The sequence below is a fragment of the Mycolicibacterium frederiksbergense genome, assembly GCF_012223425.1.
Taxonomy (GTDB): domain Bacteria; phylum Actinomycetota; class Actinomycetes; order Mycobacteriales; family Mycobacteriaceae; genus Mycobacterium; species Mycobacterium frederiksbergense.
The window spans coordinates 100422-123217 of sequence record NZ_CP038799.1; the positions used below are offsets into that span (position 1 = coordinate 100422).

Genomic DNA, 22796 nt, shown 5'->3' on the forward strand with positions numbered 1-22796 from the left:
CGGTCAGCTCAGGGCGTCGATGAGCGCCGCCAGCTGCCCGGGTGACACCGCCACCCCGCACTGGCGCCGCAGATCGATCAGCGGGCGCGCGATGTTCTGCAGATCGAGGAACTCGCCGGGATGCGTGAGGAAATAACCGCGCACCGAGTTCTCGGCATCGACCGTCGACTGACTCCCGGCCGCCGTGAGCACATCGTTCGCGCCGGGATGGGTGTCCAGGTAACCGCCCGCCTGCCCCAGCACCCCACTGGCGACGGTGGCGAGGTTGCTCGCCGAACAGGGTGGGGCCGCCGTGGCAGTCGGGGCAGCGATCACGGACGCGGCGAGTCCACCGACGACGAGCATGGCAAACGGTTTCATGCGTCGATCCTGCGGCACAGGCCGCCGCCCTGCACGATCTTGTCGCGAACTGGATATGTCGGTGCACCCGGTTACCGTCGCGCCATGTCGTTTCCCACCCTCGCCCGCCAGGTCGACATCCCGGCTCCGAACGGGACTTTTGACGCCGAGAGAGCCGTCGCCGCGGCCATCGATTTCTGCACCGCCCACGACGTCGCCCGGCACACCGGATACTCGGTGGTGCCGCGGCTGGATCAGGCGTTGCGCATCGCCGCGGCGACCGGCCCGGACCGGCGCTGGCGACGGATGGCCCGCTGGTCGGGGAACAACGATATCGAGGGGCTGCCCGAGACGGTGCAGCTCACCGATGAGCGTGATGTCCTCTACAACCGGTTCGTGGCCGCCCTTCCCGACGCGGACTGGCTGCCCCCGAACACGGTGACCTCGGTGAGCCGCTGGGCACGGTTCTCCCCCGCCATGCGCGAAGCCCAGAAATTGGGCCTGGGCTGGATCCTGCCTGTTCAGCGGGAGGTTCTCCTGGTCCCGATGCCCGCGACCCGCTACGCCGACAGCAGCGCATGCGTGCTGCACTGCGATACCGGCCGGCCGGCCATCGAGTGGTCCGACGGCTCTGGACCGTTCTATCTGCACGGCACCGAGTTCGACGAAGGCCTGTACCGGGCGGCGCTCGGCGGTGAGCTCTCCCTACCTGCCATGGCCGCCATCCGCAACGCCGATCAGCGCTCAATCGCCATGCGCTACTTGACGTTCGACGCGGCCGAGACCGCCGGAGCCCGGCTGCTCGACGACAACGTGTACCGGCTGGCACTGCCACCGCGCATCGCACGGCACCACGGCACGTTCGCCTACTTCACCCGGGTGGGCGAGAGCCAATCCATCCAGTGGGTGGATCCGCGGGGCAACACACCGGAGGGGTCGATGCGCACCCTGTGAATATCGCGGGTAGGCCACCCTATCCTTATCGGGGGATGAAAGGATTCCTCCATGAAACTCCGGTGGAGCCGCGTTGCCGCGGCGTTGTCCGTCATCGCCGTCGTCGCCTCGGCGACGGCGTGCTCGTCCGACGACGGGGGCGACGAACTGCTGATCTACAACGCGCAGCACGAATCCCTGACCAAGGAGTGGATCGACGCGTTCACCGAGGAGACCGGCATCAAGGTCACCTACCGGCAGGGCGGTGACACCGAACTGGGCAACCAGCTGATCGCCGAGGGCGACGCCTCCCCCGCCGATGTGTTCCTCACCGAGAACTCGCCGGCGATGGCCGCGGTCGAGGACGCCGGGCTGTTCGCCGATGTGGACGCCGCCACCGTCGAGCAGGTGCCCGCCGAGTACCGTCCCTCGACCAACAAGTGGACCGGCGTCGCCGCGCGCACCACGGTGTTCGTCTACAACACCGAGAAACTGCAGCTCGGCGAGCTGCCGCGGTCGATCATGGACCTGCAGCAGCCCGAATGGAAGGGCCGCTGGGGCGCGCCGCCGCCCAAAGCGGACTTTCAGGCCATCGTTGCGGCGATGCTGCAGCTGACCGGCGAACAGGCCACCTCCGCGTGGCTGACCGGGATGAAGACCAACGCCACCCTTCTTCAGGACAACATCGCCACCCTGCGGGCGGTCAACGACGGTGAGATCGAGGGCGGGATCATCTACCACTACTACTGGTACCGCGACCAGGCCAAAACCAAGGAGATCAGCGCCAACACCGCGCTGCACTACTTCCGCAACGAGGATCCGGGCGCATTCATCAGCATCTCCGGTGGCGGCGTGCTGGAGTCGAGCACGAAGAAGGACCAGGCCCAGCAGTTCCTGAAGTACATCACCGGCAAGGCCGGACAGGAAGTGCTGGAGAAGGGCACCTCGTTCGAATACCCGGTGGCCAGCGGCGTCCCGGCCAACCCGGCGCTGCCCGCGCTGGACACCCTGCAGGCACCGAAGGTCGACCCGTCCACCCTGGACGCGGCCATGGTGACCGACCTGATGACCAAAGCCGGCCTGCTCTAGGTGGTCTCCACCCAGCCCGACCGCCCGACCGCCCGACCGCGACCACCCGCCCGGCCGGGGCCCTTGCTGACCGGGGGGATCGGTCTGCTGGTCGCGGTGACCTTCGTGCCGCTGGGCTATGTCGCGTGGGCGGTGATCAGCACCGGTCCGACCCGCATCTACGAACTGGTGGTGCGGCCCCGGGTGGCCGAGCTGCTGTTCAACACCGTGGGGCTGGTGGTGGTGACCGTGCCGCTGTGCGTGGCCCTCGGCATCGGGGCGGCCTGGCTGGTCGAGCGCACCGATGTCGCCGGCGCCGCGGTGTGGCGACCGCTGCTGGTCGCCCCGCTGGCGGTGCCCGCCTTCATCAACAGTTATGCCTGGGTCAGTGTGTGGCCGACGCTGCACGGGTTCGGCGCCGGCGTCCTCGTCGCCACCCTGTCGTACTTCCCGTTCGTGTTCCTGCCCGCCGCGGCGACGTTGCGCCGGCTGGACCCGTCCATCGAGGAGTCGGCGCGGGCGCTGGGTTCGGGCACCGTGGGCATCTTCTTCCGGGTGGTGCTGCCGCAGTTGCGGCTGGCCGTTCTCGGCGGTGGGCTGCTGATCGGGGTGCACCTGCTCGCCGAGTACGGTGCGTTCGCGATGCTGCGCTTCTCGACGTTCACCACCGCCATCTTCGAGCAGTTCCAGGCGACGTTCGACGGTGCCGCCGGCGCCACCCTGGCCGGTGTGCTGGTGCTGCTGTGCCTGATGCTGTTGTTGAGCGAGGCGCTGCTGCGCGGCAACGCCCGATTCGCCAGGATCGGATCCGGCGCGCCACGCGCGGCGACCCCGATTCGCTTGCGCGCGGCGAACATTCCGGCCACGGCCGGTCTGGCCGCGCTCACCGTGCTGGCGCTGGGCGTACCGGTCTGGACACTGCTGCGCTGGCTGTGGATCGGCGGCACCGAGGTCTGGGAGATCGCCGATCTGAGCGAGGCACTGGGCCAGACCGCGGTGCTGGCCGCGGTGGCTGCCGCGCTCACCACCGTGGCGGCGTTCCCCTTCGCCTGGCTCGCGGTTCGCTACAGCGGCGTATTCGCCCGGACGGTCGAGGGCGCCAACTTCGTCACCAGTTCCATGCCCGGCATCGTCACCGCGCTCGCGCTGGTCACCGTGGCCATCCGGTTCGCTCCCCCGCTGTATCAGACCGCGGCACTGGTGTTGTGTGCCTACGTGCTGATGTTCCTGCCACGTTCCCTGGTGAGCCTGCGCTCGGGTCTGGCTCAGGTGCCGCCCGGACTGGAGGAGGCGTCACGTTCGCTGGGGGTGTCACCGGCGCGTAGCTTCGTGCGGATCACCTTGCGGCTCACCGCACCCGCGGCCGGTGCGGGTGCGGCGCTGGTGTTCGTCGCCGTGGCCACCGAACTGACCGCCACCCTGCTGCTCGCGCCGACCGGCACCAGGACGCTGGCGATGCGGTTCTGGTCGCTGTCGAGCGAACTCGACTATGCGGCCGCGGCGCCGTACGCACTGGTGCTGGTCTCGTTGTCGATCCCGGTGACGGTGGCCCTGTTCCGGCAAGCCACGCGGGGGACGTCATGAGCGAGCACGCCCTGGCTGTCGAGGGCCTGACCAAGACGTTCACCGATCACCCGGTGCTCGACGGCGTAAACCTGACACTCACCCCGGGCAGTATCACCGCCGTCGTCGGCGCGTCGGGCTGCGGCAAGACCACCCTGCTGCGACTGGTCGCCGGGTTCGAGGTACCCGACGCCGGCACCATCGACATCGGAGGGCGACGCGTCGCCTCCGCGTCGAGCAGCCTTGCCCCGCACCGCCGTTCCGTCGGCTACGTCGCACAGGACGGCGCCCTGTTCCCGCACCTGAGTGTCGGCGCCAACATCGCCTACGGACTCCCCGGCCGCGCCCACAGCGCAGCGGTTGCGGCCCGTGTGGCCGAACTCCTCGACACCGTGTCGCTGCAACCTTCTTTCGCGACACGACGTCCCCATGAACTGTCCGGCGGCCAGCAGCAGCGCGTCGCACTGGCCCGCGCCATGGCACGGCAACCGGCCCTGATGCTGCTCGATGAACCGTTCTCCGCCCTCGACACCGGACTGCGTGCCGCGACCCGCAAGGCGGTCACGAAGGTGCTCAACGACACCGGCGTCACCACCCTGCTGGTGACCCACGATCAGGGCGAGGCGCTGTCGATCGCCGATCAGGTCGCCGTCATGCGCGACGGGCGGTTCACCGCTGTCGGCACCCCCCAACAGGTCTACCGCAGACCCGCCGACCGGTTCACCGCCGAGTTCCTCGGCGATTGCGTGTTCCTGCCGTGCACCGTGCGTGCCGGGTCCGCCGAATGTGTGCTGGGCCCGATCCCGTTGGTCGCTCCGGCCCCCGACGGTCCCGCCACGTTGATGTTGCGGCCCGAGCAGCTGGTCGCCGTCGAGATCACCGATGCCGCAGCGGCGCCGGGGCCCGGGATCGGCATCGTGGTGTCCACCGAGTTCCTCGGTCACGACGTGCTGCTCACCATCGATGCCGGGGGTGACACCCCGCCGATCACCGTGCGTCAGCACAGCATCGCACCACCGGAGGAATCCGCGAAGGTTCGCATCGAGATACTCGGTGGCGGCCTGGTGTTGCCGTGAGCCACGTCGTCGCGCACCTGCGGGCCCACGGTGAACGGCCCGCGGTACACACCGCCGAGCAGACGCTGAGCTACCGACAGCTCGCCGACCGGGTCGACTGCGCCACAACCGAGTTCGCCGGTGACCGGAAACTGATCCTGCTCGAAACACACAACGATATCGCCACGCTGGTGCATTACCTCGGCGCCATCGCCGGCGGACATGTCGTGCTGCCGGTGCCGCCCGGCAGTGACCACGCGGATCTACTGGCAACCTATCGTCCCGATATCGTCATCGACGCCGACGGGGTGCGCCGCCGCGGCGCCCAGCACCATGACCTGCACCCTGACCTGGCACTGCTGTTGTCCACCTCCGGAAGCACCGGCTCACCGAAACTCGTCCGGCTGTCGGCGGCCAATCTGCTGGCCAACGCCGAATCCATCGCCGAGTACCTCGACATCAGCGATACTGACTGCGCTGCAACGACATTACCGATGTCGTACTGCTACGGGTTGTCGGTCATCCACAGTCATCTGCTGCGCGGGGCGGCGTTGATCCTCACCGATCTCTCGGTCATCGACGACGCGTTCTGGGAGCTGTTCGGTCGCCATCAGGGCACCTCGTTCGCGGGCGTGCCCTATACCTTCGATCTGCTGGATCGGATCGGCTTCGACACGATGAGCCTGCCGCACCTGCGCTACATCACCCAGGCCGGCGGACGCCTGGAACCCGCCCGGGTACGCCAGTTCGCCGCGCTCGGACAGCGCCGCGGCTGGCAGCTGTTCGTCATGTACGGAGCCACCGAGGCGACCGCCCGAATGGCATACCTGCCACCAGAACTCGCCGGCACCCGAGCCGAGGCGATCGGCCGGCCCATTCCTGGCGGGCACCTGTGGATAGACGCACCCGACGGCGAAATCGGGGAACTCGTCTACCAGGGACCCAATGTGATGATGGGCTACGCCCGCGACGCCGCCGACCTCTCGGCAGCTGCCGACACCGACGAATTGCGCACCGGCGATCTGGCCCGACGCGGAGACGACGGACTCTTCGAAGTCGTGGGCCGCGCCAACCGGTTCGCCAAGCTGTTCGGACTGCGCATCGATCTGCAGCGGGTGGAGTCGGCCCTGCGCGAACGCGGTATCGCCGCGCTGTGCACCGACGACGACGACACTCTCGTCACCGCCACCACCCACGACGCGCAGACGGTGCGCGGGGCCGTCACCGAGATCACCGGGCTGCCCGCCGGATCGGTGCGGGCCGTCACCGTCGACGAGCTGCCGATGCTGTCCTCGGGCAAACCCGACTATCCCGCGGTGCGTGCGCTGCGCCCCGAGCCGGCCGCCGCGACCGCACTGCGCGGCGTTTTCGCCGACGTGCTGCACCTGGACCCCGCCCACATCGACTCCCGCGCCAGCTTCGTGGATCTGGGCGGCAATTCGCTGAGCTACGTGACGATGTCGGTGCGCATCGAACGGGTACTGCACGAGCTTCCGCCCGATTGGCATCGGCTGCCGCTGCGCGACCTGGAGCAGCTCACCACCCGCAAGCGCCGCTGGACCTCCACACTGGAAACCAGCGTGGCGCTGCGTGCCCTCGCGATCGTGCTCATCGTCGGATCCCATGCCGAACTGTTCGAGATGTGGGGCGGCGCGCACATCCTGCTCGGTGTCGCCGGCTACAACTTCGGCCGGTTCTGCCTGACCTCCGTGCCGCGCCGGGACCGGGTCCGACACCTGCGCAGCACGATCGCCTGGATCGCGCTGCCCGCGATCGCCTGGGTGGCGATCACCATGACCTTCAGCGATGACTACGGCTGGTCGAATCTGTTGCTGGCCAACAAGATCTTCGGCCCTTTCGACAGCATGACCGCGGGCCGGCTGTGGTTCATCGAAGTGCTGGTGTGGATCCTGGTGCTGTTGCCCCTGCTGCTCTGGGTGCCCGCCGTGGACCGGCTGGAGCGCCGCCGTCCGTTCACGTTCGCGCTAGTGTTTCTGGCCGCGGGAGTCGCCCTGCGTTACGACGCCCCGGGTCCCGACATGGGCAAAGATGCCTGGTTCAGCATGCTGGCGTTCTGGTTCTTCGCCGTCGGCTGGGCCGTCGCGAAATCATCGAGCGCCTGGCAGCGTGCCGCCATCACCGCACTGCTCGCGGTCGGCCTCTACGGCTACTTCGGTGACCCTGTCCGGGAAGCGTTGGTCTTCGCCGGGATTGCGGTGATGATCTGGTTGCCGTCGATCCGCTGTCCGGTGCTGCTGACCGGAGTGGTGGCCGCCCTGGCCGACGCCTCGCTGTACATCTACCTGACCCACTTCCAGGTCTATCCGCTGTTCGGCGAGCACCGGCTGCTCGGAGTGCTGGCCGCGCTGGCGTTCGGAGTCGTGCTGGCCCAGGCGATGACGCGGTTGCGTCACCGCTGCGCGATGATGCCTTCCTGGACCAGGGTGGCGGCGATCACGCCGTCGGCGCGCACGAGCGACGCGGTCATCACGCCGCGCCCACGGGAGGCCGCCGGGGACCGGGATTCCAGCAGATTCCACTGATCCGCCCGCAACGGCCGATGGAACCAGATCGACGAGTCGGTGGTGCCGCTGCGATGTGTCCGGTCGGCCATCGAGAATCCGTGCTCCTGCAGAATCGGGTCGACCCCATAGAGGTCGGTGACGTACACCGCGATCAGGGTGTGGATCAGCGGGTCGTCGGGCAACCCGACGGTGGTGCGCCACCACAACCGCCGCACGAACTCCCCGCCGGCGTGCTCGTCCTCGACACGGATGTCGAGTTCGTCCAGCGGAAGTGACGGTGCCGGGCCGGGTGGCCCGGTGCGGTCCAGGGTGTCCGGGTGCGGTGGCATCGACGCCCTGGTCCCGTGCTCGGGTCCGGGTAGCGGCGCGGAGAACGACACCGTCGCGATATTGAGCAGCCGATCGTGCTGGCGGGTCTGCACCCGGCGGGTCGCCGCGGTCCGCCCGTCATAGACCCGTTCGACCTGATAGTCCGAATCGTCGCCGGCCTCGCCGCCGCGCAGGAACTGCATGTGCAGGTTGGTGGGCCGTTTCCCGGCATCAACCGTCGCACACGCCGCGGCCAGGCTCTGCGCGGCGAACAGCCCGCCGAAGGACCGCTTGCCCGCTGGTCCGGCCCCGGGGCCGGACCAGCGGTCCTCGCCGTCGGGCGCCAGCGTCAGCAGATCCAGCAGCACGCTCACGCTACGGTGCCCGCACCGGTCAACCGCTCGATCTCCGCGCCGCTGAGCCCCAGCCGCTCCAGCACGGTGGCGGTGTGATCGCCCAGCGCCGGTGCCGGGGTGGCCGGCGGATAACTGCCGTCGATCGAGATCGGCAGGCCCGGCGCCAGGTACTCCCCGATCCGCGGCTGATCCAGCGTGGTGAACAGCGGGTTGGCGGTCACCCGTTCGTCGGCGGCGACCTCGGCGAAGCTGCGGTAGCGCTCCCAGAGCACCGAGGTCTGCGTCAGTGCGTCGGTGATGTCCTGGGCGCTGCGTTCGGCGAACCACAGGGTGAACAGCCCGGTCAGCGCGTCGCGGTGCCGGTACCGCTGCCCCTCGTCGGTGAAATCCGCGCCGAGTGCCTCGCCCAGTGCGGCAACGGCTTTGGTGGTGCCGGTCAGTTCTGCGAGATCGCGGAAATGCCGTCCGGTCAGCGCGACCAGCATGAACACCACGCCGTCGCTGCTGGTGAAGTTCTGGCCGTACTGGCCGTAGAGCGAGTTGCCGATGCGCCGGCGCTCGCTGCCACCGACCATCACCTCGGTCAGGAAGCTGAGGTTGCCCGCGGTGGCCAGCGCGACGTTTTCCAGTGGGATGGCGATCTGCTGGCCGGCTCCGGTGACCTCGCGGTTGCGTACCGCGGTGACCACCGCCAGCGCCGCATACAGTCCGCACGTCACGTCCCAGGCCGGCAGCACGTGGTTCACCGGGGTGGCCAGATTGGCCGGCCCGGTCACCAACGGGAAGCCGACGGCGGCGTTGACGGTGTAGTCTACCCCGGTGGAACCGTCGCCGCGTCCGGAGATCTCGACGTGAATGAGATCCGGCCGCAGGCCCACCAGTTCGTCGTAGGAATGCCAGGCTCGGCCGGCCACATTGGTGATCAGCACGCCGGCGTCGGCGATCAGCGTGCGGATCAGTTCCTGACCCTCGGTTGCCCGCATGTCGACGGCCACCGACTGCTTGCCCTTGTTGAGCCCGGCCCAGTAGATGCTGTCGCCGTCATCGGTCACCGGCCAGCGCTTGTAGTCGGCGGCGCCGCCGACCGGGTCGACGCGGATCACCTCCGCACCCAGCTGTGCCAGCGTCATCCCCGCCAGCGGCACCGCCACGAAGCTGGAGATCTCGATGATCCGTACACCCGCCAGGGGCCCCTGCGCCACTCCAGTCACCCGGTCAAGCTATCAACCTTGGGTCAGCACGGCGCCGTCCCGGCTCGCGGTCACCAATGAGCCGCGGCCGCCGTCGATCAGCACACCGCGCAGATACCTCGAACATGAGGTCGCGCCGTCGAAGATCTCGCTCGTGACCTCTTCGGCCAGCACCGACCGGCCGTTGTCGGTGAACAGGTAGCGGTAGCGGGTCTCGGTGTGGCCCCGGCCCAGATCCTCGGATTCGACATCCAGATCGACATCGTCGGGTTTGGCGACGCCCAGTGCGGTGAGCACCGCGTCGGGCGAGAACGCCTCCAGGGTGATCTCCCTGGTGGACTCCGGGGCCAGCCGGACCGCCTCGGCGACCTCGGCGGCGTCCAGGAAGCGCACCAACCGCCAGCCGTCACCGACACCGCGCAGCACCACCCGCTCGCGACCCGGCAGCAGCTCCGCGACCACCATCTCCTTGTTCAGGTACACCGCAACAGCGCCGGAGATCTCGCCCAGTCCAGCGGCGCGGCGCCGCAGCGCCGACAGATCCCAGGGCCGGACCTTGGGGCCCAGATTGTCCTCGCCGAGCGCACGCACCGCGGCGGCGACGGCGGCCCGGATCGGGCCTTTGTTGCAGCGCAGCGGGACCTCACCCGCGTCCCGCAGGGCCCACAGCGCGGAGATGACCTCGGGTGCCAGGTCGACGGATTCAGACACGACACGTCAGGTTACGGCCCCTCGGCTCATGCCATTAGATTTGGCGGCATGTCCTCGATCGAGCTCGACACCCCGGCCGGCCCCATCGACGCGCTTGTCGACGTCCCCGAGGGCCAGGGCCCGTGGCCGGGGGTGGTCGTGGTGCACGACGCCATCGGCTACCTACCCGACAAGGAGGCGGTGTCGGCGCGTATCGCCGCCGCCGGCTATCTCACCATCACCCCGAACCTGTATGCCCGCGGCGGCCGCGCCCGCTGTATCACCAAGGTGATGCGGGCCGCGCTGACCAAGCAGGGTCCCGCCATCGAGGACCTGCTGGCCGCCCGCGACTATCTGCGGGACCGGGCCGACAGCACCGGCATCGTCGGTATCGCCGGTTTCTGCATGGGCGGCCAGTTCGCGCTCATCCTGTCCCCCAAGGGTTTCGCCGCTTCTGCACCGTTCTACGGGACACCGCTGCCGAAAAACCTGGAGGAGACGCTGAGCGGGGCGTGCCCGATCGTGGCGAGTTTCGGCGCCCGCGACCCGATCGGCCGGGGCGCCCCGGCGAAGCTGAACAAAGCCGTCGAGGCCCAGGGCATCGCCGCCGATGTGAAGGTCTACCCGAACGCCGGGCACAGCTTCGCCAATCAGCTTCCCGCACAGGCGCTCATGCGGGTCACCGGATTCGGCTACAACGAGGCCGTTGCCGAAGACGCCTGGCGGCGGGTGTTCGACTTCTTCGAGACGCATCTGCGCGGCTAACCCTGCAGGACCACCAGAGAAGCTGTGGGTCATCGCTTTTCGCCGGCGGAAACCCACCGTCAGTCGGGCAGCCGCAGTTCCGGCTTCTCCACCTCTTCGATGTTGACGTCCTTGAAGGTGATGACGCGGACCTGCTTGACGAAGCGGGCCGGCCGGTACATGTCCCACACCCAGGCGTCGGCGAGGCGCAGCTCGAAGTAGACCTCACCGTCGGCGTTGCGGGGCACCATCTCGACGCTGTTGGCCAGATAGAAGCGGCGTTCGGTCTCCACCACGTAGCTGAACTGTCCGACGATGTCCTTGTACTCGCGGTACAGCGAGAGCTCCATCTCGGTTTCGTACTTTTCGAGATCCTCGGCACTCATCTGCTCTGCTGTCCTTCGTCTAGGTTGGTCTCCATCATTCCCCACACCGTTGCGCCGCGTTGCACCGATCCCGCAACCCGCCGCACATTCGCAAAGGAATAGCGGTGCTCGCTGCAGGGACCCCGTTCCGCCAGCGCCGCCATGTGCACCGGTGTGCTGTAGCCCTTGTGCTCGGCGAAACCGTATCCGGGGTGTTCGGTCTCCATCGCGACCATCAGTCGGTCCCTGCTCACCTTGGCCAGCACGCTGGCGGCCGCGATACAGGCCGCCGCGGCGTCGCCGCCGATCACCGGCAGCGACGGCATCGGTAGCCCCGGTACCCGGAAGCCGTCGGAGAGCACGTACCCGGGCCGCAGCGGCAGTCCTGCCACCGCGCGGCGCATCCCCTCGATGTTCGCGTGGTGGACCCCGCGGCGGTCCACCTCGACCGATCCAATGATCACCACGTGATAGGCCAGCGCGTACCGGCGGATCAGCGGGAACAGCCGTTCCCGCTCGGCCTCGTTGAGCTTCTTCGAATCATCCAGTGCGGCAAGGCTGGTCAAGCGGTTCGGACCCAGCACGCAGGACGCCACCACCAGCGGCCCGGCGCACGCACCGCGACCGACCTCATCGACGCCGGCCACCGGCCCGAGGCCGTTGCGGTACAGCGCGGACTCCAGAGTGCGCAGGCCGGACCTGCGGATCACTGTTCTGGGGGGCCAACTCGCCGGCAACGCCGGAACTCCTAATCGGCCGATGCCGTCTGCGGGTTGGTACTGCTCACGCCACCCCACCGCGACGGCGGCCAGGCGATGAAACGTGCCTTGCCGATCACATTGTCGACGGGCACGGTGCCGGCCTCCGGGTCACCGGTGCAGATCAGCCCACGCTGAGCGTCGCCGGGCAGATTGGAGCAGCGTGACCGGGAGTCGGCGGAGTGGGTGCGGTTGTCGCCCATCACCCACAGCTTGTCCTCGGGCACCTTGACCGGCCCGAACTCGTTGCCCAGGCAGGGATAGACCTCGGCGTCGGCGTTCATGGTGACCGAGTCCAGATACGGTTCGACGAGTTTCTTTCCGTCGACGGTCAGGCCGGTGTCGGCACGGCACTGCACCGTCTGTCCGCCCACCGCGATGACCCGCTTGACGAGGTCGTTCTCGTCGGGCGGCACGAACCCGACGAAGGACAGCGCGTCCTGCACCACCTTGATCGCCGGGTTGTCCGAACGGATCGACTTGTAGCCGATGTTCCAGTTCGGCGGGCCCTTGAAGACGACGACATCACCGGGTTCGGGCTCGGTGAACCGGTAGGTGAGCTTGTCCACCATGATCCGGTCGCCGACACAGCCGGGGCAGCCGTGCAGCGTGGGTTCCATCGATTCCGAGGGAATCAGATAGGGACGCGCCACGAAGGTCAGCATCACGTAATAGAGAACCAGCGCGATGGTGACCAGGATGGCGCCCTCGCGCAGCGCGCCGTGCTTCTTCTTCGGTTCCTGCTCCGCTTCCGCGTCGGTTTCGGCGGTTTCAGCGGGAGCGGCGTCCTCGGCTTCGTCGGTCACGGCATCAGGGTAGCCAGCGAGGCTGGGGACCAGCCTGACAGCCTGAGCGAGCGTGTCGTGGTGCGCGCACCTGACACGATCAGCGTCAGCGCTTCTCCTTGATCTTCGCCTTCTTGCCACGCAGTTCGCGCAGGTAGTAGAGCTTGGCGCGACGCACGTCGCCGCGGGTCACGACGTCGATGTGGTCGATGTTGGGCGAGTGCACCGGGAAGGTCCGCTCGACGCCCACGCCGTAGCTCTCCTTGCGAACGGTGAAGGTCTCGCTGATCCCACCGTTCTGGCGGCGCAGCACGACACCCTTGAAGACCTGGATGCGCTCCTTGGAGCCCTCGATGACCTTGACGTGCACGTTGACGGTGTCGCCGGGGCCGAATGCCGGGATGTCGTCGCGCAGCGACGCCTTGTCGACGAAGTCAAGCGTGTTCATCGGTGACTCTTCCTTGCTGTTGGCGGTTCTTCATGGGCTGCGCGGTTACGCGCTGCCGAACCGAGGTATTCGGGCAGATCTGACTGTGCTCGTCTCCGCAGCAGGATGAACCTGCGCAGACAACTGCTCAATTGTGCCAGACGCGGCGCACGAGGCGAAATCGTCACCCTGAGCACGTCCGGTCGCGAAACGCCGCCTCCCGGCGAGGCGCGCGCGGGTGGCCGGGAGGCGATTACGCTACTGGTATCCGGGGTAGACGTTCCGACAACGTGGCCGGGACCCCCGCCCCCTTCTTCTTCATCCCTGGAGGAACCCATGCCGCGGCCGTCGACGTTTCTGGCGGTGGCCGTGGCGGCTGTGTGTACGGCTGCCACGATCTCCGGGTGCGAAGCGAAGGTGTACGGGAGCCCGCCGCCACCGCCCGCCGCGCCGCAGCTCACCGTCGTCGCGCCGCTGGGTACCTCCGCGCCCCTGCCCGAAGCGCCGCCCGAGAAGCCGACCGCAACGTTCGAGGGGCTGAAGAACCGCGAGGTTCAGGCCACCGCGGACGCCGCCGAGGCCGGTGCCGACATCACCGTGGCGGTCCTGGACCGCAACACCGGCCAGCTCGTCACCAACGGCCGCAACAGCACCATCGCGATCGCCTCGGTGGTCAAGCTCTTCATCGCCGACGACCTGCTCTTGCAGGAAGCCAACGGGGACACCACGCTGAGCCCCGAGGACCGCACCATGCTCGACGTGATGCTGCGGTCCTCCGATGACAGCGCCGCCGAGGTGTTCTGGAATCGCAGCGGCGGCGGCGCGATCATCGGCCGGGTCGTCCAGCGCTACGGGCTGGGCTCGACGCGCGCCAACGGTCGCTGGTTCAACACCATCAGCACGGTGACCGACCTGGTGCGTTATTACGACATGCTGTTGGCGGGTACCGGCGGGCTGCCGTCGGAGCGGGCCAGCATCATCCTGTCCAACCTGGCGCAGTCGACGCCGACGGCACCCGACGGCATGGTGCCCGGCGGTGTCTACCCGCAGCGGTTCGGTATCCCGGAGGGGCTGTTCGCCGAACCGGTCGCGGTCAAACAGGGCTGGATGTGCTGCATCGGCGCGGACTGGATGCACCTGTCCACCGGTGTGGTCGGCCCGGAGCGGCGCTATGTGATGGCCATCAGTTCGATGCAGCCCGCCGGCGCCGAGGAGGCGCGACGGACCATCACCGAAGCGGTGCAGACGATCTTCCCCGGCGGCAGTATCTAGTCGACATCACTGCCCGTCGCTTCGCTCGCCCCCAGCAGGTCGGGCCGGCGTTCCCGGGTGCGCTGCAGCGACTGCTCGTGGCGCCAGGCATCGATCTTGGCGTGGTCCCCGGACAGCAGCACCGGTGGCACCTCCAGGTCGCGCCAGACCGGCGGCCGGGTGTAGCTGGGGCCTTCCAACAGACCGTTCGAGTGCGAATCATCTTGATGCGATGCGGGATTGCCGAGCACCTCGGGCAACAGGCGCACCACTGCCTCGACCATCACCAGGACCGCCGACTCACCGCCGGCGAGCACGTAGTCGCCGATGGACACCTCTTCGACCCGCATCCGTCGCGCCGCGTCATCGGCGACCCGTTGATCGATGCCCTCGTAGCGTCCGCACGCGAACACCAGATGCGCCTCGGCGCTCCACCGGTGCGCGGTGGCCTGCGTGAACGGGCGGCCGGCCGGTGTCGGCACCACCAGAAGTGTGTCCGCCGAACAGATGTCGTCGAGGGCTGCACCCCACACCGGGGCCTTCATGACCATGCCGGGGCCACCGCCGTACGGCGAGTCGTCCACCGACCGGTGCACATCGTGGGTCCACTCACGCAGATCGTGCACACCGAGTGCCACGATGCCGGACTGAATCGCCTTGCCCGGCAAAGCCTGCTGCAACGCGTCGAGATAGGCGGGGAAAATCGTGACGACGTCGATCCGCATGCGGTCCCTACAGATCTTCGAGGTTGAGCAGACCCTCGGGCGGATCGATGTCCACCGTGCCCTCTGCCAGTGATACGGCGGTGACGATGGCGCTGACGAACGGCACCAGCAGTTCGGTGTCCTCGGGCGTCTTGATCGACAGCAGTTCCCCGGCCGCGGTGTGCAGCACCTCGGTCACCGTGCCGACGGCCTCACCGGCGACGGTGCGCACGGCCAGGCCCTCGAGTTGGTGATCGTAGAACTCGTCGGGGTCCTCGATGGGTGGCAGGTCCCCGGATTCGACGAGGAACAGTGTGCCGCGCAGTTCGTCGGCGGCATTGCGATCGCCGATCCCGTTGAGGCGCACCAGCAGTCGGCCACCGTGCTCGCGGACCGTGTCGATGACGAAACTGCGCTCCGGTCCCCCGCGGGGCTTGCGCCCGCGGAGCACCGAACCGGGGGCGAACCGGGCCTCCGGGTCATCGGTGCGGACGTCGACGACGACCTCACCGGTGACACCGTGGGCCTTGGCGATCCGCCCGATGACCAGCTCCATCCATACTCCCCGGTCGCTTCGCTCTCCCCCGCGAGCGGGAGGTACCCCCAGCCCGCGACGAGAATTACTGGTCGGTGTCCACCACGTCGACGCGGATTCCGCGGCCGCCGATACCGGCGACCAGTGTGCGCAGCGCAGTCGCGGTACGTCCGCCGCGGCCGATGACCTTGCCCAGGTCATCGGGATGTACGTGCACCTCGACGGTGCGGCCACGCCGGTTGGTCACCAGGTCGACCCGTACGTCGTCGGGGTTGTCGACGATCCCGCGAACGAGGTGTTCGACGGCGTCGACGACGACGGTGCTCATTCTGCGGCGGGAGTTTCGGCGGCGGCTTCGGTGGCCTCAGCCGCGGGGGCCTCGGCCTCGGCAGCATCGTCGGCCTTCTTGGCCGGGGCCTTCTTCTTCTTGAGCTGGGTGGCCTCACCGGTCGGTGCGTTGTCGGCGGCGGCCAGCGCGGCGTTGAACAGGTCCAACTTGGAGGGCTTGGGCTCCTTGACCCGCAGCGTGCCCTCGGCGCCCGGCAGGCCCTTGAACTTCTGCCAGTCACCGGTGATCTTCAGCAGTGCCAGCACGGGCTCAGTGGGCTGGGCACCGACGCTCAGCCAGTACTGCACGCGCTCCGAGTCGACCTCGATCAGGCTGGGCTCTTCTTTCGGCTGGTACTTGCCGATGACCTCGATGGCGCGTCCGTCGCGGCGGTTGCGCGCGTCGGCGACCGAGATGCGGTACTGGGGGTTGCGGATCTTGCCGAAGCGGGCGAGTTTGATCTTGACAGCCATGGTGAAGCGATCTCCTGTGATTGCCACGCTTGCAATTCAGCGACTCGGGCGGGTTGCCCGGTCCGGTTTTGCCTCTGCGTGTGTGACCGGCGTGCGGCGCATCTAACGTGTCGCGCGCGGGACAGCCGCCCATTGTGCCAGAGCAGGGGTTACCGCCCCAAATCCCGGTCAGACCACCCGGTCGAAGCACTTCTCCTCGACGCGCCGGGTCATCCGCCAGCCGTCATCGGTGCGGACGAACTCGTCGTCGTACCAGAGCCCGCAGAACAGGACCTGTTTCTCGTCGCCGCCGAGCACCATCGGGTTGAAGCACAGCGTGCGCGAGGTCGCGCTGTCGCCGTCGACCTTGACATCGAAGTTGCCGAGCATGTGGGCGTAGGCCGGGAAGTTCGGCAGCACTTGGGCCAGCCAGGCCTTCACCTCCGGGTAGCGCCCATCCACCCCGCCCATGGCGCGGTAGTCGATATAGGCGTCCGCGGTGAACACCCGGTCCAGATCATCGAAGCGGCGCGCGTCGATGGCGGTGGAGTAGTCGACCAGCAGCTGCTGGATTTCCAGACGGTCGGAGATCTCTTCGATGCTCAGCACGCCTTGATTGAACCACTACGTCGGCGGACCCACCGGGCCCTCGGCAGGAGGCCAGTGCTCCCCCGACCATTCGCCGGGCTCGGCGTGCTCGCCGCGGGACAGCGGCACCCACTGCTCGGTGGGCGCGGGCTGCTTCGACGACGGGAAGTCGCGCAGCTCGCCCTCGGCGTGCGCATCCCATTTGGCGAAGGTCAGCGGTGTCCGCAACCACGCGTGCAGCAAGTTGTAGACCGCCTCCAGCGACTCGATGTGGGTGCGTTCCCAACCGTGACTGCCGTCCAGGCCGAAGCCGACCAGCGCCGCCCGGGTGGCCGCGCCCGCTTCGATGGCCGCCGCCGCATCCGAACGGTAGTAACGGAACACGTCGCGTGCATACGGGATACCGCGTTCGTCGGCGAGCCGGCACAGCTTGCGGGTCAGGTGATAGTCGAACGGCCCGTGCAGATCTGCCATCGGGATGGTCGCGCCGTCTTCGATGGAGTGCTGACCCGGCGCGCACACCGCGTTGTCGACGGACACCAGCTCGGCGACGTCCGGTGGCAGGCCGTGGCTGGCACCGTGGCCGACCTCCTCGGTGATGGTCACCATGATGGTGGTGCGATGCGGCAGCCTGGTGCGTCGCGTCATCACATCGCGCGCCAAGGCCAGGGCCACCGCGACACCGGCCTTGCCGTCCAGGTGCCGCGAGACGATGAACCCGTCCTCGGTGAGTTCGGGACTGGTGATCAGCGCGACGAAGTCGCCGACCTGGAATCCGAGACGCTCCAGGTCCGCAGCTGTGGACACCTTGCGGTCTATGCGGACCTCGACGTCCTCCCACTGCGTCGGCTGGGTGTCGATCTCGTCGCCGAAGGCGTGCCCGGACGCCTTGAGCGGCATCACGGTGCCGGTGAAGAACTCGTCGGGATCATCGGTGAAGATCCGCACCCGCGCTCCGGTGGCGAACCGTGCGGAGAACGTGCCCACCGGGATCAACTCGAGCCGGCCGTTGTCCTTGAGGCGACGCACCATGCAGCCGATGGTGTCGGCGTGTACGACGACGGCCCGCTCGACGGTGTCGGAATCGCCGGGCAGTTCTGCATTGAGTGCACCGCGGCGGGTCAGGGTGAACGGCACCCCGAGATCGGTGAACATCTCACCGATCAATTGCATGACGGCGTCGGTGCGCCCGGATGGGCTGGGCGTCTGGAGCAGAGCCAACAGGGTGTCGACCATCCAGTCGCGATCGGCATCCGGCATCCTCGGCGCGGGCGTCTGTTCGGTTGTTCCGGCACTCACTGAGGCGGCTCCACTGGGTCGGGGTGCCACGCCCATGGCGTGGCAGCTGTACGGGGAAAGAGAAGGTCAACGAAAGCCTGTGCGGTGGGCCGGGGTTCGTGATTGGCGAGTCCCGGGCGCTCGTTGGCTTCGATGAAAACATACTCTTCGCCCTTCACCGAGGGCACGATGAGGTCGATACCGGTGACCGGGATGCCGATGGCGTCCGCCGCATCCACCGCGACCTTCGCCAGTGTCGGGTTCAGGTCGTCGGTCACATCGACGATGGTGCCGCCGGTGTGCAGGTTCGCGGTACGACGCACCACCAGGTGCTCGTTGGCCGGCAGCACTTCGTCCATGTCCCAGCCGGCATCGCGCACGGTGTCCTCGGTGACCGAGTCCATCGGGATCTTCGACTCGCCCTGGGTGGCTCCGGAGCGGCGACGGCTCTGCGCCTCGATGAGTTGGGCGATGGTGTGCTTGCCGGTCCCGATGATCTCCGCCGGGCGGCGCAGCGCGGCAGCGATCACTTTGCCGTTGATCACCACGATCCGCAGATCCTCACCCTCACAACGCTCTTCGATCAGCACCTCGGGGCAGTGCTTGCTGGCGAGCTGCAGCGCCCGGTCCAGCTCGTCGTGCCGGGTGACGCCCACGGTGATACCGGCACCCTGCTCGCCGCGGGCGGGCTTGACCACGACAGAGCCCACCGTGGCCAGGAAGCGCTTGTCCTCCTCACCAAAGGTCGCGGTGATACCTCGGGGCACCCGCACCCCCGCTTCGGCGACCACCTTGCGCGCGATCCGCTTGTCGTCGCAGCGGCTCATGGCGACGGCATTGGTGAGCTCGGACAACGACTCCCGGGTGGTCACCGTGGTGCCGCCGTGGGTGAGTTGCATGTATCCGGCCTGGGCGTCCAGGATGCGCACCGCGATCCCACGCAGCACGGCCTCGTCGGCGATGATCCGCGCGTACGGGTTCAGCTGGGCGAATTCCTCCTCCGCCTGCGCCGGAGCGAACAGACGCTCGTTGATCGCGTTCTTGCGCTTGACGCCCAGCTCCGGCACGCGGTCGAAACCCATCCGCTCATACAGTGCGATGGCCGCGGCATTGTCGTGCAGCACAGACAGATCCATCTGGGCGCGGCCACGGCGGATGAACTCCTCGACCAACGAGCGCACCAGCAGACCACCGGCCCCGGGCCGGCACAGGGTGGGGCTGACCGCCAGGCACCACAGCGATGAGCCGTTCTCCGGATCGTCGAACAGTTGTAGGTGGTCGATACCGGTGACGGTGCCGACCACGGTGCCGGTGTCGTCTTCCACGGCCACCAGGTAGATCATGTGCGGCTCGGCCTGGCTGTTGTGCCACATCAGGTCGATATCGGCGGGCACCATCCGGCATTGCAGGTAGATCTCGTTGATGGCGGCGCAGTCGGCGATGCTCTGCACCGGCCGCACCGAGACACCGGGCAGCTCCGGTGGCCGGTAGGCCAGCGGTTCGGTGAGATCCAGGCGATAGGTGAAGCTCGGGTCGATGAAGAAGTCTTGCGGGTTGAGCGCCACGAAGACGTGCGGCGCCTCCAGGTACATGCCGATGTCCCGACGCCCACTGGCCTCGGCGCGCAGCGCGGTGCCCAGCTCACCCGGATCGTCGAAAGTCTGCCCGAAGACCAGCCGTCCCCAGCCGAGGTCCTGGATGACCTCCTTGGATTCGCTGCTCTTCTCCGGGGTCATCGCGTCGCTGCCCCGTCCACATGGTGCGCCAGCCACAGTTCGAGCAACCCGAGTTGCCACAGCGGATTACCCCGCAGCGGCGTGAGGTACCCGTTCGGTTCGGCGAGCAGGCGGTCGACCTCGGTCGGGTTGAACAGGCCGCGGGCGCGGGCTCCGTCACTGTGCAGGGCGTCGCGCACCAGATCCAGGTAGGGCCCGGCCAGGTGCTTGAGCGCCGGCACCGGGAAGTAGCCCTTGGGCCGGTCGATCACCTCATGCGGGATGACCTTGCGGGCGGCCTCTTTCAGCACACCCTTGCCGTCGTGGGCGGTCTTGAGCGAGGGCGGGCAGGTGGCCGCGAGTTCGACGAGCTCGTGGTCCAGGAACGGCACCCGGCCCTCCAGACCCCAGGCCATGGTCATGTTGTCCACGCGCTTGACCGGGTCGTCGACCAGCATCACCGTGGTGTCCAGGCGCAGCGCACGGTCGGTCGCGGTGGCCGCACCGGGGTGGGCGAAGTGCTCGAGCACGTAGTCGCCGGCGATATCGGCGTCGAGGCGCCAGGCCGGTGCCACCATGGTGTTCAGCGCGGTGTGGTCGCGGTCGAAGAAGGCCTGCCGGTAGCTGGCCAGCGCGGCGCGGGGATCGTCGTCGGCGGCGTGCGCCATCGGCGGATACCAGTGATAGCCGGCGAAGATCTCGTCGGCGCCCTGTCCGGACTGCACCACCTTGACGTGCTTGCTGACCTCCTGGGAGAGCAGGTAGAACGCCACGCAGTCGTGGCTCACCATCGGCTCGCTCATGGCGCCGATCGCCCCGGACAGTGCCGGCAGCATGCGCGCGGTGTCGATCCGGATCTGGTGGTGGTCGGTGCCGTAGTGGCGGGCGATGACATCGGAGTACTTGAACTCGTCCCCCTCTTCCCCGCCGGCGGCCTCGAAGCCGATGGAGAAGGTCGCCAGTCCGTGCTGGCCGGCCTCGGCGAGCAGACCGACGATCAGACTGGAGTCCAGTCCGCCGGAGAGCAGACAGCCCACCGGGACGTCGGCGACGAGTCGCCGTTCGACCGCGGTGCGCAGCGAGGCGAGGATCGCCTCTTCCCATTCGTTCTCCGACCAGTCGGCCCGCTCCGCGGAGCGCTCGAAGATGGGCTCCCAGTAGGTGTGCTGGGTGCGGGTGCCGTCGGGCTCGATGCGCATCAGGGTGCCCGGGGGCAGTTTGTGCACGCCGCGCAGGATGGTGTGCGGGGGCGGGACCACCGAGTGGAAGCTCAGGTAGTGATGCAGGGCCACCGGATCGATCTCGGTGTCCACCCCGCCCGCGGCCACCAGCGCCGGCAGGGAGGACGCGAATCGGATGGCATCGGAAACCTCGGTCCAGTACAGCGGCTTGATGCCGAGGCGATCACGGGCCAGCAGCACGCGGCCGGAGTCCACCTCGGTGATCGCGAAGGCGAACATGCCGAACAGATGCTCGACGACCCGTTCGCCCCACTCGCGGTAGCCCTTGAGCACGACTTCGGTATCGCTGTGCGAGAAGAACCGGTAGCCCTTGCCGATCAGCTCCTGGCGGAGCTGCGGGTAGTTGTAGATGCAGCCGTTGAAGGCCACGGTGAGCCCGAGATCGGGATCGTGCATGGGCTGCTGCCCGTGACTGGAGAGGTCGATGATCGCCAATCGGCGATGGCCGAAGGCGATCCCGTCCTGGGCCCAGAAGCCTCCGCTGTCCGGGCCTCGCGGCACCATCGAGTCGGCCATTTTGGCGATGGCCCCTAGGTCTGCCGACCGGCCGCGAGCAACCTCGCCGGCGATGCCGCACATTCTTTTCGTCCCCCTCGATGGTGTTCGGCCACTCTGGTTCGCGCTGGTCTTACGTTACCTGTGTGCGCTCTCGCCAAACGTCCGGTGCGGAAAGGTAGTTAGGCTCACACCCCATGCGAAGGCTCGTTGCCGGTCTGATCTCCGTCCTGTTGCTCTGCTCCGTCGGCACCGGCACGGCCGGCGCCGAGCTGGGCGTCGATCAACCTCTGGGCTCGGTGCCGATACCGGACGGACCTGCGCAGGCGTGGGTGATCGCGGACATGGACAGCGGCGCGGTGCTGGCGTCGAAGGACGGGAGCGGGCGGTACGCCCCGGCCAGCACCATCAAGGTGCTGTTGGCCATGGTGGTGCTCGACGAACTGCCCCTGGATGCGACGGTGGTCGCCAACGAGGCCGACACCCGGGTGGAGTGCAACTGCGCCGGGGTGGCCGCCGGGCACACCTACACGGTGCGCCAGTTACTGGAGGGCCTGTTGCTGGTGTCGGGCAATGACGCGGCAAACACGTTGGCGACCATGCTCGGCGGTCAGCAGGCGGCGGTGGCGAAGATGAATGCGAAGGCCGCCTTGTTGGGTGCCCATGCCACGGTGGCCGGCAGCCCGTCCGGTATCGACGGTCCCGGCATCGATATGTGGTCCTCGCCGCACGACCTGGCGGTCATGTTCCGGGCGGCGATGGCCAATCCGGTGTTCGCCCAGATCACCGCACAGCCGACGGCAGTGTTCCCCGGCAAGGCCGGCGATCGGGTGCTGGTCAATCAGGACGAACTGCTGGGCCGCTACCCCGGCATGCTGGGCGGCAAGACCGGATTCACCGACCTGGCCCGCAAGACCTTTGTCGGCGCCGCCCAGCGTGACGGTCGGCGTCTGGTGGTCGCGCTGATGTTCGGATTAGTCCGCGAGGGCGGCCCGACGTACTGGGATCAGGCATCGGCGTTGCTGGACTGGGGGTTCGCCCAGGACCGCTCGGCAGGCGTCGGCAGACTGTAGTCGAGACCCGACGGAGACCGTTCCGCGCA

At 68.2% G+C, this 22796-nt stretch carries 23 protein-coding genes and 1 pseudogene; 8 read left to right on the forward strand and 16 right to left on the reverse strand.

All coding sequences use genetic code 11. The annotated features are described in order from the left end of the window. Positions 1-3: 3 nt before the first annotated feature. Positions 4-360 carry a heme-binding protein gene (locus EXE63_RS03545; RefSeq protein WP_168140830.1) on the reverse strand — a complete coding sequence of 119 codons (357 nt, stop codon included), beginning with the start codon at positions 358-360 and terminating at the stop codon, positions 4-6. Between the two features lie 84 nt (positions 361-444). On the opposite strand from EXE63_RS03545, the gene EXE63_RS03550 reads away from it, so the two are divergent. The 5 genes and pseudogenes from EXE63_RS03550 to EXE63_RS33400 form a co-directional block, all read left to right on the forward strand. Then, positions 445-1293 (forward strand): hypothetical protein, encoded by an 849-nt coding sequence (locus EXE63_RS03550; protein ID WP_168140831.1) that lies wholly within the window; start codon positions 445-447, stop codon positions 1291-1293. Between the two features lie 51 nt (positions 1294-1344). Further along, on the forward strand, positions 1345-2361 hold the full coding sequence (locus EXE63_RS03555) for an iron ABC transporter substrate-binding protein (RefSeq protein WP_168140832.1): 1017 nt from the start codon (positions 1345-1347) through the stop codon (positions 2359-2361). Then, positions 2362-3924 (forward strand): ABC transporter permease, encoded by a 1563-nt coding sequence (locus EXE63_RS03560; protein ID WP_168140833.1) that lies wholly within the window; start codon positions 2362-2364, stop codon positions 3922-3924. It begins immediately after the preceding gene. Then, on the forward strand, positions 3921-4979 hold the full coding sequence (locus EXE63_RS03565) for an ABC transporter ATP-binding protein (protein ID WP_168140834.1): 1059 nt from the start codon (positions 3921-3923) through the stop codon (positions 4977-4979). Before EXE63_RS03560 ends, EXE63_RS03565 begins: the two co-directional genes overlap by 4 nt. Before the next feature lie 287 nt (positions 4980-5266). Continuing rightward, a pseudogene (locus EXE63_RS33400) lies at positions 5267-7252 on the forward strand (AMP-binding protein); the annotation flags it as partial. 116 nt (positions 7253-7368) lie between these two features. Here the strand turns inward: EXE63_RS33400 and EXE63_RS03575 are convergent. The 3 genes from EXE63_RS03575 to EXE63_RS03585 are packed head-to-tail and all read right to left on the reverse strand — an operon-like array spanning position 7369 to position 10049. Continuing rightward, positions 7369-8166 carry an acyl-CoA thioesterase gene (locus EXE63_RS03575; protein ID WP_168140835.1) on the reverse strand — a complete coding sequence of 266 codons (798 nt, stop codon included), beginning with the start codon at positions 8164-8166 and terminating at the stop codon, positions 7369-7371. Then, entirely contained in the window at positions 8163-9350 is a 1188-nt protein-coding gene (locus tag EXE63_RS03580; RefSeq protein ID WP_210000573.1) for a CoA transferase, read from the reverse strand. Before EXE63_RS03580 ends, EXE63_RS03575 begins: the two co-directional genes overlap by 4 nt. Before the next feature lie 21 nt (positions 9351-9371). Further along, positions 9372-10049, reverse strand: a complete 678-nt coding sequence (locus EXE63_RS03585; RefSeq protein ID WP_168140837.1) for a hypothetical protein — start codon at positions 10047-10049, stop codon at positions 9372-9374. A gap of 48 nt (positions 10050-10097) precedes the next feature. On the opposite strand from EXE63_RS03585, the gene EXE63_RS03590 reads away from it, so the two are divergent. Further along, positions 10098-10793: a dienelactone hydrolase family protein gene (locus tag EXE63_RS03590; protein ID WP_168140838.1), complete on the forward strand. Its 696-nt coding sequence runs from the start codon at positions 10098-10100 to the stop codon at positions 10791-10793. 59 nt (positions 10794-10852) lie between these two features. Here the strand turns inward: EXE63_RS03590 and EXE63_RS03595 are convergent, their stop codons facing one another. The 4 genes from EXE63_RS03595 to rplS all read right to left on the reverse strand — a co-directional run bounded on the left by EXE63_RS03595 (position 10853) and on the right by rplS (position 13128). Next, entirely contained in the window at positions 10853-11158 is a 306-nt protein-coding gene (locus EXE63_RS03595) for a DUF2469 domain-containing protein (protein ID WP_019511324.1), read from the reverse strand. Next, complete coding sequence (locus EXE63_RS03600; protein ID WP_168140839.1) at positions 11155-11874, reverse strand: ribonuclease HII; 720 nt, start codon at positions 11872-11874, stop codon at positions 11155-11157. The genes EXE63_RS03595 and EXE63_RS03600 overlap by 4 nt, the downstream gene beginning before the upstream one ends. An 11-nt stretch (positions 11875-11885) precedes the next feature. Continuing rightward, a complete protein-coding gene (lepB, locus tag EXE63_RS03605) occupies positions 11886-12701 on the reverse strand; it encodes a signal peptidase I (protein WP_210000210.1) in 816 nt (271 codons plus the stop codon). An 85-nt stretch (positions 12702-12786) separates the two neighbouring features. After that, positions 12787-13128, reverse strand: coding sequence for a 50S ribosomal protein L19 (gene rplS / locus EXE63_RS03610; protein WP_168140840.1), 342 nt, complete (start codon positions 13126-13128; stop codon positions 12787-12789). Between the two features lie 315 nt (positions 13129-13443). Between rplS and EXE63_RS03615 the strand changes: the two genes are divergently transcribed. Further along, the gene (locus EXE63_RS03615; RefSeq protein ID WP_168140841.1) at positions 13444-14379 is read left to right on the forward strand and encodes a serine hydrolase; all 936 of its coding nucleotides are present in this window, start codon (positions 13444-13446) and stop codon (positions 14377-14379) included. On the opposite strand, the gene trmD is transcribed toward EXE63_RS03615, so the two are convergent. From trmD to EXE63_RS03655, 8 genes are all read right to left on the reverse strand, one after another. After that, on the reverse strand, positions 14376-15083 hold the full coding sequence (gene trmD, locus EXE63_RS03620; protein ID WP_168140842.1) for a tRNA (guanosine(37)-N1)-methyltransferase TrmD: 708 nt from the start codon (positions 15081-15083) through the stop codon (positions 14376-14378). The genes EXE63_RS03615 and trmD overlap by 4 nt on opposite strands. A gap of 7 nt (positions 15084-15090) precedes the next feature. Beyond that, a complete protein-coding gene (gene rimM, locus EXE63_RS03625) occupies positions 15091-15618 on the reverse strand; it encodes a ribosome maturation factor RimM (RefSeq protein ID WP_168140843.1) in 528 nt (175 codons plus the stop codon). Positions 15619-15682: 64 nt separating this feature from the next. Next, positions 15683-15925, reverse strand: coding sequence for an RNA-binding protein (locus tag EXE63_RS03630; protein ID WP_056548932.1), 243 nt, complete (start codon positions 15923-15925; stop codon positions 15683-15685). Further along, positions 15922-16398: a 30S ribosomal protein S16 gene (gene rpsP, locus EXE63_RS03635; protein ID WP_168140844.1), complete on the reverse strand. Its 477-nt coding sequence runs from the start codon at positions 16396-16398 to the stop codon at positions 15922-15924. Before rpsP ends, EXE63_RS03630 begins: the two co-directional genes overlap by 4 nt. A gap of 168 nt (positions 16399-16566) precedes the next feature. Next, positions 16567-16986: a nuclear transport factor 2 family protein gene (locus EXE63_RS03640; protein ID WP_168140845.1), complete on the reverse strand. Its 420-nt coding sequence runs from the start codon at positions 16984-16986 to the stop codon at positions 16567-16569. A 15-nt stretch (positions 16987-17001) separates the two neighbouring features. Continuing rightward, complete coding sequence (locus EXE63_RS03645) at positions 17002-18225, reverse strand: osmoprotectant NAGGN system M42 family peptidase (RefSeq protein WP_234904683.1); 1224 nt, start codon at positions 18223-18225, stop codon at positions 17002-17004. Between the two features lie 35 nt (positions 18226-18260). Then, positions 18261-19979, reverse strand: a complete 1719-nt coding sequence (gene ngg / locus EXE63_RS03650; protein WP_168140847.1) for an N-acetylglutaminylglutamine synthetase — start codon at positions 19977-19979, stop codon at positions 18261-18263. Next, positions 19976-21778 carry an N-acetylglutaminylglutamine amidotransferase gene (locus tag EXE63_RS03655; protein WP_168140848.1) on the reverse strand — a complete coding sequence of 601 codons (1803 nt, stop codon included), beginning with the start codon at positions 21776-21778 and terminating at the stop codon, positions 19976-19978. The genes ngg and EXE63_RS03655 overlap by 4 nt, the downstream gene beginning before the upstream one ends. Before the next feature lie 113 nt (positions 21779-21891). Here EXE63_RS03655 and EXE63_RS03660 point away from each other — a divergent pair, with 113 nt between their 5' ends. Continuing rightward, complete coding sequence (locus EXE63_RS03660; protein ID WP_168140849.1) at positions 21892-22767, forward strand: D-alanyl-D-alanine carboxypeptidase family protein; 876 nt, start codon at positions 21892-21894, stop codon at positions 22765-22767. The last annotated feature ends 29 nt before the right edge of the window (positions 22768-22796 follow it).